10 protein-coding genes are annotated in these 18,536 nt (G+C 40.7%); 9 read left to right on the top strand and 1 reads right to left on the bottom strand.

Translation table 11 applies throughout. The features are described from left to right. Positions 1–21: 21 nt before the first annotated feature. The 4 genes from M2408_RS21410 to M2408_RS21395 all read left to right on the top strand — a co-directional run bounded on the left by M2408_RS21410 (position 22) and on the right by M2408_RS21395 (position 9,988). A complete protein-coding gene (locus tag M2408_RS21410) occupies positions 22–2,427 on the top strand; it encodes an ABC transporter permease (protein WP_259186506.1) in 2,406 nt (801 codons plus the stop codon). A gap of 50 nt (positions 2,428–2,477) precedes the next feature. Beyond that, a complete protein-coding gene (locus tag M2408_RS21405; RefSeq protein WP_259186505.1) occupies positions 2,478–4,862 on the top strand; it encodes an ABC transporter permease in 2,385 nt (794 codons plus the stop codon). Between the two features lie 296 nt (positions 4,863–5,158). After that, on the top strand, positions 5,159–7,564 hold the full coding sequence (locus M2408_RS21400) for an ABC transporter permease (RefSeq protein ID WP_259186504.1): 2,406 nt from the start codon (positions 5,159–5,161) through the stop codon (positions 7,562–7,564). Between the two features lie 27 nt (positions 7,565–7,591). After that, complete coding sequence (locus tag M2408_RS21395) at positions 7,592–9,988, top strand: ABC transporter permease (protein WP_259186503.1); 2,397 nt, start codon at positions 7,592–7,594, stop codon at positions 9,986–9,988. Positions 9,989–10,137: 149 nt separating this feature from the next. On the opposite strand, the gene M2408_RS21390 is transcribed toward M2408_RS21395, so the two are convergent. Next, entirely contained in the window at positions 10,138–10,947 is an 810-nt protein-coding gene (locus tag M2408_RS21390) for a hypothetical protein (protein WP_259186502.1), read from the bottom strand. Positions 10,948–11,082: 135 nt separating this feature from the next. Here M2408_RS21390 and M2408_RS21385 point away from each other — a divergent pair, with 135 nt between their 5' ends. From M2408_RS21385 to M2408_RS21365, 5 genes are all read left to right on the top strand, one after another. Next, positions 11,083–11,307: a helix-turn-helix transcriptional regulator gene (locus M2408_RS21385; protein ID WP_259186501.1), complete on the top strand. Its 225-nt coding sequence runs from the start codon at positions 11,083–11,085 to the stop codon at positions 11,305–11,307. Positions 11,308–11,763: 456 nt separating this feature from the next. Beyond that, positions 11,764–14,166: an ABC transporter permease gene (locus M2408_RS21380; RefSeq protein ID WP_259186500.1), complete on the top strand. Its 2,403-nt coding sequence runs from the start codon at positions 11,764–11,766 to the stop codon at positions 14,164–14,166. A 253-nt stretch (positions 14,167–14,419) separates the two neighbouring features. Beyond that, positions 14,420–16,822, top strand: coding sequence for an FtsX-like permease family protein (locus M2408_RS21375; protein ID WP_259186499.1), 2,403 nt, complete (start codon positions 14,420–14,422; stop codon positions 16,820–16,822). A 99-nt stretch (positions 16,823–16,921) separates the two neighbouring features. Beyond that, a complete protein-coding gene (locus tag M2408_RS21370) occupies positions 16,922–17,581 on the top strand; it encodes an ABC transporter ATP-binding protein (RefSeq protein ID WP_259186496.1) in 660 nt (219 codons plus the stop codon). Positions 17,582–17,677: 96 nt separating this feature from the next. Then, on the top strand, positions 17,678–18,529 hold the full coding sequence (locus M2408_RS21365) for a transglutaminase-like domain-containing protein (protein ID WP_310447463.1): 852 nt from the start codon (positions 17,678–17,680) through the stop codon (positions 18,527–18,529). Positions 18,530–18,536: the final 7 nt, after the last annotated feature.

Raw genomic sequence — 18,536 nt, 5'->3', positions numbered from 1 at the left:
ACCAACCAATACGATCCAATTATGATAAAGAACAATCTAAAAATAGCATGGCGGAATCTAAGAAGAAATTCTTCCACCTCGATCATCAATATCACTGGGTTAGCCTTGGGGATTGCGATCTGCTTACTGATAAGCCTATATGTTGCTGATGAGTTCAGTTTTGACCGGTTCAATACAAATGCGGATCGAATTGTACGTGTCGTCTTTCGGGGTACGGTACAAGGGGGAACGATGAATGAGGCACATGTTATGCCTCCTGTCGCAGCCACAATGAAGGCTGAATTAGCCGAAGTACAGGAAACAGCACGCTTGAGACAAGGTGGAGCCCCCTTATTTATGGTTGGTGATAAGGTTTTTCGTGATGAACAGATGGCCTATGTTGATGTCTCCTTCTTTAAAATATTTACCTTGCCTCTCATCAAAGGTGATGCTAATACCGCGTTGAAGATACCTTATACCACGGTAATATCTGAATCCATGGCACGCAAATATTTTGGAACAACAGATGTTATAGGTCGGGATCTCGCCATAAAAGGTGATCAAAATATCCTAAAAATTACTGGGGTAATGAAGGATATTCCAAAAAACTCGCACTTCCATTTTGATATTTTTACCTCAATGGCGGCACTGGAAGACTCCCGTTCAAACTCCTGGATGACATCCGAGTATTATACTTATGCACTGCTTGCAGAAAATACCTCAATAAAAAGTCTAGAGAAAAACTTAGCGACCTTATTTGACAAACATGTTGGCGCTCAGTTTATGGCTGGATTCGGAATGAGCTATGAAGATTACAAAAAATCAGGCAATACAATAGGTCTCTATTTACAGCCCCTGACCGATATCCATCTGCATTCCAATTTTGGCTACGATCTAAGTCCATCGGGTGATATTCGGTATATCTATATTTTTAGCGCTATAGCGCTTTTTATGCTATTGATCGCGACGATCAATTTTATGAACCTATCAACGGCAAGTGGTTTCCGGAGAAGTCGGGAAGTAGGTGTACGTAAAGTACTCGGCGCCGACAAGCAAAGTCTGATCCGTCAGTTCCTCTCCGAAGGCATTCTGCTGACCTATCTGGCATTGTTTCTGGCAGTCGGGATTGTTTTACTTGCTCTTCCCCTATTTAATCAATTATCGGGTAAATCTATTGCAATCCATCAACTCGATTTCGTCAAAATAATCCCCCTCCTCCTTGCATTCGGCTTATTGGTCGGTCTATTTTCGAGTACTTATTCGGCTTTATATCTAGCGGCATTCAACCCTTTGGTTGTATTAAAAGGACGTTTGTTGCGATCTACAAAACGGTTCAATCTCAGGAGCGGCCTTGTGGTCTTTCAGTTTATTATTTCCGTGGGGCTCATTTTCTGCACAGTGGTTGTCATCCGACAGCTCGATTATATGCGGAACATCAAATTAGGCTATGAAAAAGAGAATGTCATTGTGATCCAGAGTTGGCCCTTGGGCGAAAATGAAAAAACTTACGTCAAGCTATTATCCGAAGACAGCCGTATCAAACATATTTCCCGCTCATCTTACCTACCCGCTGGAGAAACCAACAACAATAACTTCTTTGTCTATCCGGACGGAAACACCGAAAAATGGGTCAAAACACTACGTTATGATGTAGACGAGGAATATATAGCTGCAATGGGTATGCAGCTTCATGAGGGACGAAATTTTTCGAAAGCTTTTGGTAACGATACCTTATCCATTATCGTGAATGAAACCGCAGCAAAAGATCTGGGTTGGAAAGGAAAAAGTCTTGGCCGTACATTGACCAATAAGGATAATAAAACCTATCGTGTCGTGGGTGTTGTCAAAGATTTCCATTTTAAAACGCTACACGAACCCATCTCGCCCTTAGTCATGGTACTGGGCGATCAAGCTGGGAGTCTGATTGTCAAAACAGAGACAAAAGATACCGAGGCGCTGATTCAAAAGTTGAAAGCGGAATACGACGCCTTCCCTTCCGATATTCCATTCAATTATTCTTTCCTCGATGAGCGCTATGCCCAAACCTATCTGGCCGAAGTCAAAACAGGAAAATTGTTGAGCATATTCGCCGGACTGACGATTTTTGTCGCTTGTCTGGGTTTATTTGGATTAGCTATTTTTACGGCAAATCAGCGCCGGAAAGAGATCGGTATCCGTAAGGTCATCGGCGCTTCTGTTCCGGGTATTACGGGGATGCTTTCGGCGGAATTTATCAAACTTGTCCTGATCGCCATCGTGATTTCTTCACCGATAGCCTGGTGGGCGATGTACAAATGGCTGGAAAATTTTGCTTACCGCATTGAAATACAATGGTGGATGTTCGCTGTTGCAGGGCTACTCGCAGTACTGATCGCACTACTGACAGTGAGTTCGCAAGCCATCAAGGCAGCTGTAGCAAATCCGGTTGATAGTCTGCGGGAGGAATAACCGCCAATACGACCAAAACAGTGATATTGTAAACGCAACACGATAAAATTATGATCAAAACATATTTCAGATCAGCCCTACGGCAACTATTGAAACATAGCTATTATACCTTTCTAACAATTGCTGGTTTAGGTTTGGCAATTGCATGTAGCTTATTTATCTATAGCTATAACAGCTTCCAATATAGTTTTGATCAGTTTCATACCCATAAAGATCGTACCTTTTTAGTCGTAGAGGATCTGAAACTAGAGCAGATAGAGCATAGCAAAGGCGGATCCTATGCCATGTACAACGCTATTTCACGTGAAATTCCACAAGTGGAACGAACAGCATTGTATATGGATAATAAAGATCTGACGCTACGGATCGCAGATCAAATGTATAAAACAGAGGGCAAAGCCGCTTTTGTTTCATCGGAATATTTCAATACTTTAAATTTCCACTGGCTGGAGGGATCCCCAAAAGATCTGGATCAGCCTAACACCGTCGCGTTGACCAAAACAATTGCCAAAACTTATTTTAATAACGATATCCCCCTAGGCAAAACGATCCTGGTCGATAGCAAATTCCCTGTGAAAGTTGTGGGTATCATCGATGACAGCAACAAAAATTCAGACTTCCGTTCAGAAATCTATTTTTCACAAAGTTCTGTTGCTACTTTATGGCAGATCCCTCAAAACGATGGCTTCTTTAACAATTGGGGCTTTTCCAACTCAAGTAATAATATTCTTGTCACCTTAAAAAACGCAGCCGATAAAAGTTCCGTCGAACAGGCCATACATGCGCTTGTTGCCAAGTATTGGCACAAAGATATACTACAGACATTCAATTATAAACTCCTGCCATTGACAAGTTACCATTTTGACACAGATTACGGAAAGGGAACACAACGTACACTGCTGAGTATCCTGGTTGCGATTGCTATTGGAGTCAGTATCATGGCTTTGGTCAATTACAGCAACATCATCTTTGCCAGACAAATGAACCGCAGTGTAGAAATGGGTGTAAGAAAGGTATTGGGTAGTTCCAAAAGACAGCTGTATATTCAGTTTCTGATCGAAAGCCTGATCCTGACCGCTGCTGCTGTTATCTTTGCCTTAGTTTTATTACTCATCTTTTCCAATTGGGCAAATCAGGCTCTTTTTCCAAATGAACCCATACAGATTATCCATCCCCTATCATTTATAGGGATCATTGGTATTATCTGGATTTTAACCAGTCTATTGACCTCCATCTATCCGCTGATTTTCGTCAACCGGATGAACATTCAGCAGGCACTGAAAAAGCTGGCCATAGGCCCCTGGAGTTTTAGCCGCAAAACGCTTATTGTGTTTCAGAATGTGATCGCCATGACGCTGCTGATTGCCACTTCCGTTATTGTCTTACAGGTAAATCACCTCAAAAACACAGATATAGGATTCAGCAGGGAGCAGGTTATCCTGCTCCCGTTTACAAAAAAAATGATCCAATCAAAAGCAAAAATCGCTCATTTCATCAGCAATAGAACCGATATTCAATCGTATACTTTTAGCGATAATCCACCTTCATCTGAAAAGGTATGGGGTGGAACCATCCAGTTTGACAACAGAACGGAATGGGAGAAATGGCCTGCCCGATACGCTATCGGGGATTCTGCTTATATCAGCACATTCAACATCAAATTATTGGCGGGAAGAAATTTCAATGACAATCCGCAGAAGCCAGAATTTCTGATCAATAAGAATATGGCTACCGCATTGGGTTTTAAAGATCCCAGTGATATTATCGGCAAGTCTTTAAACGCCGGGGGGCTGAATGAAGAACATGCGGGAACAATTGTAGGTGTTGTTGCGGACTTTAGCACCAATTCCCTGAACGAACCCATCTCCCCTACTGTAATTGGGTATAACGAAACACGGTTAAAAAATGTGGCGATTAAACTAAAAGGCACCGATCATCAGCTTCTCGTGAAAGATTTGGAGCAACAATGGAAAAACTGGTATCCCGATGAAGTGTTCCAATACAAATTCTATGATCAGCAGATTGCTCAGCTCTACAAGAAAGAAGCATTACTGGAAAAACTGATCTGGATCGCTGCTATCGTTGCGATAAGCATCAGTATGCTCGGTTTTCTGGGACTGCTCTCGATCAACATCCTGAAACGAACAAAAGAAATCGGAATCCGGAAAGTGTTAGGTTCTTCGGTAACAGGTATTATTGTATTGTTGTCACAAGATTTCTTCAAATGGATCACCATCGCCTTTGTAGTTGCGACCCCGCTGGCTTATTATCTTATGAACCGCTGGCTGGACAATTTCCCATTTCGGATCAGTATGGGCTGGTGGATCTTTGTATTGGCTTTCTGCATTGGGCTTATTTTAACGATTGCCGTGGTATCCCTACAATCTATAAAAGCAGCTACAGCCAATCCTGTTGATAGTTTAAGGGATGAATAGAAAGGAAACTATCAAACAAGAGATAAGCAATCCTATGGATAGCTTAAGCTAGGTCAGGTTTACCTGTCTGGTTATTTGCTATCCGTTCGAGGAATCGACCAGACTGAGGTGTTCGCGGGTGTACAATGACTGTCCGATTTCGGACAGTTCACTCGACGAAAGCCATTTTAACAAACTAACAATCAATAAACTACAGGCTTGGCTAAGGATTTGTATTATCGTACACAAATTAGCAAAAACCAAAGCCTGCATCCGATCCGTTTGTGGTGATGGGAATAAACCTTATACGAGTGACAATGACTTTTACAAACTTCAAGATTGCCTGGCGGAATATTCGAAAGAAAAAAATTCAAAACCTGATCAACCTAGTTGGATTGACCCTTGGGATTACTTTTTTACTCCTGGTCGGGGCCTATGTATGGGATGTTCTACAGGTAAATAGCAAAATCAAAAATATAGATCAGCAATTTCTATTACAGAGCAAGTATAAGAAAGAAGGATTTGGGATCAATTTGACCACAATCGGAGCGCTACCCAAAGCCCTGTATGAAGAATACCCAAATTTGGTGGCCAACTATTATCGTATCGATGGACTGACAGGTATTATCGCCAATGGAGCTACGATCCACGAAGAAGGAATGGCCCTCGGTGATCCAAGCCTTTTAACCATGTTTGGTTTTGAACTTTTAGCAGGCAATCCAAAGACCGCGCTGAATAATCCCTTTTCTGTGGTGATCACTGACCAAGCAGCGTTAAAATATTTCGGAAATATAAATGTTCTGGGAAAAACCTTGCAGATTAAAAATTTCAAAGGCGAAAAACATGATTTTGAAATTACTGCCGTGATAAAAACTGCTGTACAAAATGCGGTCATGGATCTGACAAAGGATATGCATTCCGATATTTTTCTGCCCATTGCCAACGAAGAATATTTCGGCCGATCCCTGGATAACTGGAATAATCCTTACATTGCAGGTTATCTCGAATTGAAAACTGGAGTGACGACGCAACAACTGGATGCAGCAATTCAAACGCTGGTTCATAAAAATACCGATAAGGAATTCGCCAACCAGTACAGCCCCAGCCTAAAACCCTTGAAAAGTTATTATCTAGACGATAATCAGGGCGCTGTCCGCAAGATGATGCAGACCCTAATCTGGATTGCCATTTTTATCCTGGTCATGGCGATCATCAACTTTATCAATTTTAGTATTGCTCAGCATATTACGCGGTTGAAAGAAATCGGTGTGCGCAAGATTATGGGTTCTTCCAGACCACAATTGGTAAGGCAGTTGCTGACAGAATATACCCTTATCGTAGCTATTGCAGCATTGATCAGTCTACCCATCTATAGCATAGTAAGCCCTTTGTTTGCACATGTACTGATGCGCCAGCTGCCCTCTATAATCAATTTACCGACCTATTTTTTCGCTTTATTGGCCTTATTGACTGTAGTGATCGGTATGCTGGCGGGACTATATCCGGCAATTAAGTTGTCCAATATCAAGATACTTCCTTCGGTCAAAAATCAGTTCTCCACATTGGGTAACAAGCAATTGGTTCGAAAAGTGCTATTGTTCTTTCAGTTCGCTGTTGCGCTGCTCCTCTTGGTCTGTACCTTGATTATCTCCAAACAGGTCAATCTATTTATAAATAGCAATTTAGGATACAATAAAGATTATCTGTTGACGGTACAGGCACCAAGGGACTGGTCCGAAAATGGTATCCGGAAAATGGAGGCCATCCGGTATGAGCTATTGCAGGAATCAGCGGTTAAGTCCGTAAGTCTTTCCTATGAGACACCGGGGCTATTAGGCTTCAATATGCAACCGGCTTTTGGCAATAACAACGATACGGAAGTACAGGTTCAACGAATTAACAGTGACAGTTACTTTCTGGACGCCTATGAAATACCCCTATTGGCGGGTACCTTTTTACCCAAAAATGCGGTGACAAATACCACAAATAGATCCGTTGTGATCAACAAGAAAGCCATGGAAGATTTTGGCATCCGTGATGCCGAGAGTGCAATCGGTCAACAGATCGCCCTGAACGACCCAAATATTAAGATGACCATTGTAGGCGTCACCGATAACTTTGTCGCAAATTCTCTTCATCGGGCATCTCCAGCTATTGTCTGGACAGATATCCATGAAAATTTCCAATACCGATATCTGAGTATCCGTTTAAAACCGGGCCGACTGTCCAGCGCGGTACAAGGACTGGAAAAGAAATGGAAAGAATTAATGCCTGATGCACCATTTAAGTATCAATTTATGGATGACCGCATCAAAGGTTTATATGAGACGGAACTGCAACTGCACCGGGCGGCACAGATTGCAAGTGCTGTTTCACTTTTGATCGTTGTATTGGGGCTGACCGGTCTGATCTCCCTATCGATCCATCTCCGTAACAAGGAAGTAGGTATCCGCAAAGTACTAGGTGCCTCATTAGCACATTTGATGCTGTTATTTTCGAAGGAATACTATGGCATATTTCTGTTAGCGGTTTTGGTTACAGTCCCATCTAGCTATATGCTGATGCAACATTGGCTACAGAACTATATAATCCGGATAGAAATCAATGCATTTACCTACCTGTTGCCACTAGGCATACTGCTGAGCGTACTTGGCCTATTGGTAGGCTTCATCGTATTTCGGACGACCCGATTTAATCCGGTTGAAAAATTAAGGGATGAATAATGTAAGAAACCAATCCATTTAAACAGTATGATAAAGAACCATCTTAAAACCGCCTGGCGGACATTGATGCACAATCGTATCTATTCGCTATCAAACCTCATTGGTTTAACCATTGCGTTGCTGGTATTTATGTTAATCAGTTCGCTTGTCGTTGATGAGCTTTCCTACGACAGACAATGGAGCAACTCCAATGCGCTCTATCGAATGCGAATAGTGCCCAAAGAAACGAAGGAAGGTGTCACAAACAATATTTCTGGAGCTCCTGAAGGTATCTCGGCAACATTAAAAGTTAATTTCCCAGAAGTACTTGGTTATACTACGGTCAACAGTGACTCGCGAAAATTAACAGTCGACAAGCTGTCAAAGCAGCTAGCTGAAATCAGTACCCTGGAAATCGACAGCGGTTTTTTCAATCTTTTTGATACAAAAATCATCGCAGGCAATCCGAAACAAGTCATTGCCGGAGCAAAAAACATTACATTGACAGCCTCTGCGGTACAAAAATACTTCGGCGGCAAAGACGTGCTCGGTAGCACATTCTACAATAAACCACAAGAAGGTGAACCCGAAGCTTATTATGTCAATGCCATTATCGAGGATATGCCCCATAATTCTTCCTTTCAGGCAGAAGCCCTCGTGCTGATGCCTAAGGTGAATGAATTCAATCCCGAAAAAAGCGGTTCGCTACAAAACCAAATTCTATTGCTCAAAAGCACATCTGATATTAACAGCCTCTCAACCAAAATAAACAAGTGGTACAACGCACAAAAACTGGATGATTGGCTAAAAGGACACAATCTTTTTATTGAACCTATCAAAGATATACACTTACTAAGTATTACAGGATGGGAGAATCCCATGCAAGATATTTATCTGTTGGCAGGAATAGCGATCTTGATCCTTGTATTAGTCAGTATCAACTACATCAACCTGAGTTTTGCCCATGCACTCAAACGCACACAGCAGATCGGTATCCGCAAAGTATTGGGAGCAAGTCGAAAAAATCTAATCTTACAATTGGGCATAGAGAGTACCATACTCTTTGCCGGCTCTTTTCTGGTTGCATTTTCCAGTTATGTGCTTATCAGTCCTGCATTTGAACACTATTTAGAACATCCATTGACCATGAGCTACCAACATTCATTATTTATGTTTGTTGGACTACTATCCATTTGGATCTTTCTGGGATGGCTGTGCAGTTTACCCACGGCCCTGTCGCTATCAAAAACGCAGCCATCACTGGAACTTCGGAAGCAGCTTTCTTTCTTTAGACTTCCGCTCAATATGGCATTTACCAAAGTACTGGTGGTTGTCCAGTTTGCCATCGCCATTGTCGTAGCGATTTGTATGATGTCCATGAGGGCGCAATTGCATTATCTGTACAACAAAGATCTTGGTTACGAGCCCAAAAATCTCATGGCCATCAATTATACCTCCTGGGAAGGAAAGGATCAGGCCTTCAAACAGGAGCTATTAAAAAATTCATATATTTCCTCGGTCAGTCTCACAGGCTGGACTCCCTTTAGTGGTAGTGTGGATTTTAAAACAGTAAAAGACCCCAACAATCCGAATGAAGAACTCCCCGTTGTATTTGTTTATGCGGATTATGATTACATCAAAACAATGGGTATAAAGCTGCTTGATGGCCGGCCTTTAAGCGCGGACTATGCGCTGGACAGACCCTTTACGGATTCTGTACATGCCGGACAGCGGGTCCTTACAAATATGCTCGTCTCCGAAGGAACCGCCCAGCGGCTGTCTTTAAAACTCAATAAGAGCAACGAGCCTCTAAACAATACGCCAGTAGGCGTATTTAAAGAGTTTAACGGAGCCAGTTTAAAGTTTCCGATCGGTCCTTTTGCGATTAAAGCACAAAAGGAATGGGAAGGCGGCTGTATGCTTATCCGCGTAGAAGAAGGTAAGAAAAAGGAAGCTTTAGCCATGGTAAACAGTACCTGGAACAAATTTTTCCCTAACCGGATCGCGCAGATCAACTGGCAGGAAGATCAGGTAAAGCATCAATATAACAAAGAGAAAAAACAGTACCAGCAATTGGCACTTTTTACGGGTTCCAGTATGCTGATTGCTATCTTAGGGATCGTAGCTATTGCCATTTATACACTAGAACGAAGAGTAAAAGAAATTGGTATCCGTAAAGTGCTCGGTGCTTCGGTAAATACGATCACCTATATGATTTCCAGATCTTTTATCATACTTCTGCTGCTCGCTATTCTAATTGCTTTCCCTATAGCATGGTGGTTTACGCACAAATGGCTGGAAAATTTCTACTACCACATTGAGGTTCCAATCGCTCTATTTGGTTTCACCGGAATGTTTATTGGTTTGATAACCTTAGCAATTATCGCTGTCAGGATATTCCAGACAGCCCGTATCAATCCCGTCAATAGTTTACGGGATGAATAAGAAAAAATAAGCCGTAGGTGTTGTCTGACGCTCGCAAAAAGTGCATTTATTATTGACCGATTGGGAATGAAAGTTTATAATTGGTGTACCTACGGCTTAGGATCTTTGCAGCAATTTTTAGCGGTTCACTGCGAACAGTTAAAAATTGCTTATTTCTTTTCAGTCGATTTTGCGTGAGCAGCCAAAACATAGCCGAATCCGTATCCAGTTTGATGACGAACAATCCTTGTCTCCTCGCTACCTTGAAGCAATTCATCTAAAACTAGCATCAGATTTTTAGGCTGTATATATTTCTCGAGTTTCTCACAACACAAGTTGTGGATCTCATATGCGAGCCTTTCCTCACTAAAATATCCCCCATCAATTTGCTCATCTAAAAAAGTCTCTATCTTTTTAACCTCATCCGTTGTCGAATTTGTAGAAGGATCAATATCATATCTAATATCGATTAACTTAAATTCCTTTACTTTTTGATCCTGTTCTACATCAATTTGCTCATCTAAAAAAGTCTCTATCTTTTTAACCTCATCCGTTGTCGAATTTGTAGAAGGATCAATATCATATCTAATATCGATTAACTTAAATTCCTTTACTTTTTGATCCTGTTCTACATCAACTTTATACATGTCGTAAATAACCCGGTCAACTAATTTTGTCACATGTAATTCATATGCATTGTCCTTCGATGAAATATCTTCCCCAAGATGCATCATTGAATTAATACTATTTACAGCTAAAGCGCGATGCATGACAACTACATCCTGAATAAAAATTTTTTTAATCCTGAACGTCTCGACTTTGCTTATAAAATCCAATGGTTTACCCATTAAAAAAGAAACCTCTTTGGGCGACAGGTGCCGCGAAATACGCTGTAGCAGCATGCGATAATATATCAGTATGTCTATTTCTTTTCCTTTTCTCTTATAGATCTTTGTTATTTGATTTTTCACCTTTTTCATAATTGGCACAATTAATTGTATAGATTTTCAATACAAAGAAATAGAAAATATTTCAAAAATAAAAACATTTGTATAAATAAAAATAACATTATATATATTTATCTATACAAAACGATGAAATATTAAGATAACACAATGACCAAACTAGGCGAATTTTTAGCGAAGAAGTCTGTAAATAAGTCTCAGATTGCGCGCAAAACAGGACTAAGTAAAGCCAGGATTAACGAATTAACAATGACCGAAACATCCAAATTACGTTTGGATGAAATGTACTTAATCGCTTTGGCCATCGATACCGACCCTGCTCAAATGATGTCCGAATTATGTGAACATCTTCAATTGAAAGAGATTGAGGATTAAGCTCCGCATCTCGTAGTTTTATGCACTTATGAGCATAAAACTACGAGATGCTTTTACTTCGCCTTATTTCATCCAAATACACCAGTACCTCTTATAAAATTTCCTCCATAAAATCAGAGAAACCAAGCCATTTGAAAAGATAAGGCCCAAGACAACGTATTTGAGCACATAATTATTTCCTAGCACAAATCATCTGATGCTGATCGATATTGACAAAAAAGAAAGGATATCGCATCGCAGGAATAATCTGTGCGGTATTGGACGTAAAACTGTTCGATATCGTACAGACATAAAACCCAATAAACAAAACAAAAACCTATAAACCAACAACTTAAAAAAGTGGCAATACAATTGACTTCAATATAATATCTAGATTGATCGGTCGATTACTGATCAATAAGACCTTAAAAAAGTATTGTTATGATCGGAAATAGTCTTAAAATCGCTCGGCGGAATATGGCAAAAAATAAACTCTATTCTTTTATAAAGATCGGAGGGTTTGCTTTTGGTATCGCAATCTGTATTCTCATCGTACTTTACATCAAACAGGAGACAAGTTACAACAAATTTTATCCATCGATGGATCGAATTTATCGTCTGGTCGTTCAGCTTCCGATCGAAGGTAAAATAGAACGTTGGGTGTCGCTTTCGGCACCCGTTGCCCCAACGCTTAAAGCGGAAATACCATCAATAGAACAAACGGGGCGGATACTTCCCAATCCTTTGTTTGGTGCAGGCAGCAATCAACTCTCTCTGAACGATAATCCGCAGAGCTTTTACGATGATGGCTTTGTGTATGTTGATCAATCTATTCTTGACATGTTTCCGACACCTATGGTTTCAGGAAGACTTGCCCATGCATTAGATCAACCCAATACATTGGTCATTACGAAAAGTAAAGCGGAAAAATATTTCAAAACTGATCCTATCGGACAGACCATCTATCTGAACAATAACAAATCAAAGCTATATACTATTACTGGTGTCATCGAAGACATACCTCAAAATTCTACGCTGGCCGGTTATAGCTTTTTTATCTCGCTTGCTGGTGAACCTTTTTACCCTGGCGAACAAAATCAATGGCTCAGCAATAATTACACGGTCTACGTTAAATTGAAACCACAGGTCAACATTGAACAAACAGAAAAAGAGATCTTAAGAAACTATAAAGAGCACTATTTGCCTGAATACAAAAAATCAGGTCGTAAGCTCAATCCTATATTCGAACAAGTAAAAATCAATTTACAAAATGCACTTGACATCCATTTAAAGTCTACTGATATTGATGATGATAAAGTCAGTACACTGAATCGAGGTGATATCCGCATGGTTTGGACATTTGCCACCGTGGCGTTATTTATTCTTCTGATTGCCTGTATCAACTTTATCAACCTATCCACGGCCAATGCCGCTACACGAGCCAAAGAAATCGGTATCCGGAAAACAATTGGTTCGACAAGGGCATTGTTGATCGGACAATTCTTACTCGAAGCGATTTGCTATAGTGTATTATCTTTGTTCGTTGCTCTATTACTGAGTTGGTTTTTGTTGCCTATATTCAACAATCTAGCCAATAAATCCTTGACGATTCCTTGGACATCCCTATACTTTTTCCCCTCTTTATTAATAGCGATAATTTTCATCGGCAGCTTGGCTGGAATCTACCCAGCGTTGTATCTATCCCGATTTAAGCCGATTGCTACATTGAAAAATAAGACCACCGGAGCCAAATCTTCATTATTCAGAAATGGTCTTGTCATTTTTCAGTTTGCAACTTCCATCATCCTCATTGTAAGCGCCCTGGTGACCAATCAACAGATACGCTATATCCTGGAAAAAGACCTCGGCTTCAAAAAGGAGCAGGTGATTGTCCTGCGCGGCGTTGGTACATTGGGAAATCAGATCCCTAGTCTTAAGAATGAATTAAAGTCCATTCCAAATGTCAGCGCAGTTTCCCTAGGTGATTTCCTCCCTGTCCCCATTGATGGTGCCAAAAGAAATGGTAATCCTTTTTGGAATGAAGGTAGACGAGAGATCGATATGGCGACACAGGGGCAGTTTTGGGAGATTGACCAGGACTATCTTGCTACCTTCGGATTGCAATTGACGCAGGGTAGAAATTTCGATCCAAAAATGGCTACGGACAGTACGGCTGCGATCATCAATCAAAAATTGGCGGATGACCTGGGATTAAAAAATCCGATCGGGGCAAAAATAACCAATGCCAATACCTGGACAGTAGTTGGTGTTGTAGACAATTTTATTTTTGAATCACTGAAAGGTAAAGGGTACGCTGGTCTATGTATGGTACTGCGGGGTTATCCATCACTCCTCTCTATTAAAGTTAAGCCCGAAAACCTGCAAGAGACCCTGAACGCGATTAACAATGTATGGAATAAATTTTCACCTAATCAAAAAATCAATTACAGCTTTTTGGATGAGGGCTTTGCTTCCCTTTATCAAGATGTTGAACGAACGAAAAATATATTTAGCTGTTTCGCAATCGTCGCCATTTTTGTAGCTGCCCTTGGTCTCTTTGGACTGGCCACCTATGTGACACAACAGCGGACAAAAGAAATCGGTGTACGGAAGGTGCTTGGTGCCAGTACCCTCAGATTGCTGAAACTGCTGTCTGGAGACTTTATAAAATTGGTGTTTGTTGCCATGGTCATTGCCTCACCTGTTGCGTGGTGGGCAATGAGCCAATGGCTCAGAGACTTCAACTATAAAATAGACATAAACTGGATGTACTTTATTCTGGCGGGCATGGGCGCTGTCCTCATCGCCTTAGGTACCATTAGTTATCAAACATGGAAGGCTGTCCGAACCAATCCGGTCGATAGTCTAAGGGATGAATAAAGTCAGAAGATCTTAAAAATTGGTGTTTGTTGCCTTGGTCATTGCCTTGCCTGTTGCGTGGTGGGCAATGAACCAATGGCTAAGGGGGATGAATGTTCGATTGCGAACGAAAACTGTCCGAAATCGAACATCAAAAGGCAAGCAATACCACCTAACAAACTCATAATAAAAGTATTAAAACACTGGCAAGGGGATTGTATTTTCTTTACAGCGGATTTGATGCGGAAGAGACCGAAACATAAAACCTTACAACATGGCACAAAATGATTTCAAACTGGCTTGGCGTAAACTCTTAAAAAATAAGGGTTTCACGTTCTTGAACATTATCGGACTGACGCTGGGTTTTACCGGTTTTATCCTTTCCTATCAATACATCAATCGGGAAACAAGCTTTGATAAATGGAATCCAAACTATAAGGAAATCTATCAGGTTGGTCTGGAAGCCGAAGGTGCTTTTACGGACGAAACCTCTCCTTCCCTAGCTCCTTTGCTAAAACAGAATTTACCGGATATTGTATATGCCGGCAGAAAAATGGTCTACAACTATGGTAGCTACCCACTCTTTGGGGAGAAGACGGTGCTTATCAAAAATGCTGCATTAATCGATTCTTCTGCCGCACGGATCTTTCAGATAGAAAATGCCAACGGACCGCTCTACAAAAACAAAGATCAAAAAGATGCGACCATGGTCAAAAGTCCTATTGCCCAACAGCTTTTCAAAAAGGAGGATTTAACATTTGACAGTCCCCATTCCATTCCGTCTATGAGCCTTGATCTGGGTATGCGTGAGACGATTTACGGCACCATCAAAAAGCAAGGTCTTTCGATGATTGATTACGACCTTCTTTTTATCCGTGAACCACAGGATCTTTTTGCTGAAAATAATCCATTTTTATACCAGACTTTTATTCAGGTCAGACCAGGTACAGACATGGTCAACTTGACCAATAAAATTAATGCAATCTACCACAAGGAAATCGCACCAAAAGATAAAATACGCTCTTCCAGTTATGCCAAAGGCAAGATCTACTTAGATCCATTGGCCCACATGCACCTGCGACCAAAAACCGGAAGTAACACCGCCTATATCATTACATGGATTATCGGTATTCTTTCCTTGTTGATACTCCTGCTTGCATCCGCCAATTTCGCTAATATGATTATGGCACAAGCCGATCAACGCCTGAAAGAGCTTGCCCTTAAAAAAATATTGGGAAGTTCGCGCTGGGCTATTGTAAGGCAATTATTACTGGAAGTATTTATATTGACCAGCAGTGCGGCAGTATTGAGTTTCATTACCTTGGCACTTACGGGAAACATATTACAAAGATGGTTCAATGATGATCTGAGAAGTTATATTTTAAGTTCTGAAACCATTATCCAGCTCTGTGTCGCTGTACTATTAACAACAATCCTTTCCGCAATATACCCTGCCATAGTTCTTTCAGGTTTCAAATCAGTCAATCTGCTCAAAGGAGGATTAACTTCCATACTAAAAAAAGGAACATTCCGAAATGCCTTATTAATTTTTCAGATCAGTATGGCAATTCTGTTTATTTCAGGCATGCTGGTCATTAGGGCTCAACTTCAGTACATGCAGCATACAGATAAGGGATTTGAGCCAGCTCAAGTGATCAATTTCAAGGGAGTGGGAATGTATTATGACACCAAAATTGATGGTTCTTTCCACCAATTAAAGCGGAGATTGGAAAATGATCCAAGCATTGAGGCAGTGGCTTCCGCAACAAATATCCCAGGAGAGGGAGAACAACCTCCCAAAATGGAATTCTCCTATGCCCAAAAGAATATTTCCTTTGCTCATGTCGGTATTGATCCAGACTATTTCAAAACATTAAATATTCCTAATTTACAAGGAAATACCAATCTGTCAATGGATCAGTTGCTCCGCGACTCCCTTTCCAACTATGCGGTCATCAATGAATCGGTCGCTAAAAATTTGGGACTTTCAAATCCAATTGGCGCAAAAATTAGTGGCTGTGACGCAAACTTCGAAATCGTCGGCCTTGTCAAAGATAATAAGGCTTATGGCTTTGAAAATGCCGTTCAACCTACCCTATATTCATTTAAAAATGAGTGCGGTAGCATGCGTATTCAGACGACGCTTATGGTGAAAACAAGATCCGGAATGGTCGATCGGGCAATTGAGACAGTCAAGAAAGAATGGACAAAAAATACATCTGCAAAAGATCTGCCTTTAGACTACTCCTTTATGGATCTGCAATATGCTTTACAGCATAAGAAACAACAAGAACTACAGGTTGCTTTTAATAGCTTCACGAGCCTTTCCGTTATTATCGCCGCATTGGGACTGTTCAGCATGGCCGCTTATCAGGCCGCATTACGCAAAAAAGAAATGAGTATCCGGAAAGTACTCGGTGCCTCGGCTCAGCTGCTCTTTCTCCAATTGAATAAACCGTTTTTCAGGTTATTTCTGATCGGTATCGGCATAGCCCTTCCTTTAGCTTATTTACTCATGGAGAAATGGCTTTCCAATTTTGCATACCATGTCAATATACAATGGTGGTCGTTTTTGATCCCGATATTTTGCATATTTATCTTAATATTGATTTCCATTAGCTTCCAATCATTAAAAGTTGCAAGAACAAATCCGGTAGATAGCCTACGGGATGAATAAGTAAAAATTAAAAGACAAAATAAAAAAGAGGTATCAGTTAAGCCTAGGCTTGTACACCCAAAATCTCAAAACTCAATACTAAAATCTCAATACTAGAAAATGATACAATTAAAACATTTATTCAAGTGGTATAACGTAGGTGGTACACGCTCATTTGTGCTCAAAGATGTCAGTTTAGATATAGCAGAAGGTGATTTCATATCCATAATGGGCCCTTCGGGTTCAGGCAAATCCACCCTGTTGAATATTATTGGTATGCTGGACGAACCGGATGAAGGTGAATATATCTTTATGGATGAAAATGTATTGGAGATGAAAGCAAAAAAGCGAATGCAACTCTACCAATCTCACATTGGATATGTATTTCAAGCTTACCATTTACTGGATGAATTGACTGTATATGAAAATATAGAAACACCACTGATCTATAAGGACATTTCCAGCAAAGAGCGTAAAGCCATTGTGGCCGATATGCTTGACCGTTTTGGTATTGTGGGAAAGAAAGATCTATTTCCGGCTCAGCTGTCCGGAGGACAACAACAGATCGTTGGTATTGCACGTGCATTGGCGGGATCTCCGAAACTCTTGTTGGCAGATGAACCTACGGGTAATCTCAATTCCAAACAAGGCGAAGAGATCATGGAACTGTTCAAACAATTGAATGATGACGGTGTCACGATCATACAAGTTACCCACTCCGAAAAAAATGCGGAGTACGGCAAAAGAATTGTCAATATGCTGGATGGCCAGCTCAAATAATTGTATCCCAATTTAACCTGAATAATCCCTACTCGGTACATGAATACTGTAGGGATTTTTTTGTATCATTTCTCAATTCAATTTTTTAACTTCGTTATGATGAATGAGAGAGAGCTGAAATCGTTAATATTCCTGTTGGACGATACCGATCAACAGATTATTCAGGAAGTGGAACATCAGTTAAAAAGCCAAGGTCCTGAAATTGTTCCTTATTTGGAAAGATTCTGGGAGTCGAGTTTTGATCCAAGAGTCCAGGGGCGGCTGGAAAACATTATTCATGAAATTCAGTTTGACCAGACTAAAAATGAGCTACAGATCTGGAATCTGAGCAATTCCTTCAATCTACTGGAAGGACTTATCATTCTCAATAATTATCAATATCCTTCTTACGAAGATCATAAAATCGTGTTGAAGATCGAAGATCTGAAAACAGAGGTGTGGCGCGGACTACAATACGATATGAGTCCATTGGAGAAGGTGAATCTGCTGAATCATGTGCTATTTGGCTCTTTTGGATTATCTGGTAATACGAAGGACTATCACCATCCGCAAAACTCTTATATCGGTCAGGTTTTGGACACGAAACAGGGGAATCCCTTGACCTTATCCTGTATCTATAGCATTATTGCGCAAAAGCTAGATATTCCGATTTATGGGATCAATTTACCCAAACATTTTATCCTGGCTTACATGGATTCGGATGAGGAAGGAAATGAAAATGTTTTGTTCTACATCAATGCATTTAACCGGGGGCAGATCATGCAAAAAAGTGATGTTAACTCGTTCCTGAAGCAGTTAAACCTAGGTCCAGATCGGGAATTTACATTTCCCTGCGACAATGTGACTATCCTGAAGCGCGCTTTGCGGAATCTCCTGTCGGCGTATGAAGCACATGAAAGTTCAAGCAAGCAACAGGAAATCAGGGAACTGTTCGAATTGCTTGTTTGATAAGTAG

This window comes from Sphingobacterium sp. BIGb0165 (assembly GCF_024810095.1).
Lineage (GTDB): Bacteria > Bacteroidota > Bacteroidia > Sphingobacteriales > Sphingobacteriaceae > Sphingobacterium > Sphingobacterium detergens.
The sequence above is the reverse complement of the archived record's forward strand: the minus strand, read 5'-3'. Positions and strand labels throughout refer to the sequence as shown.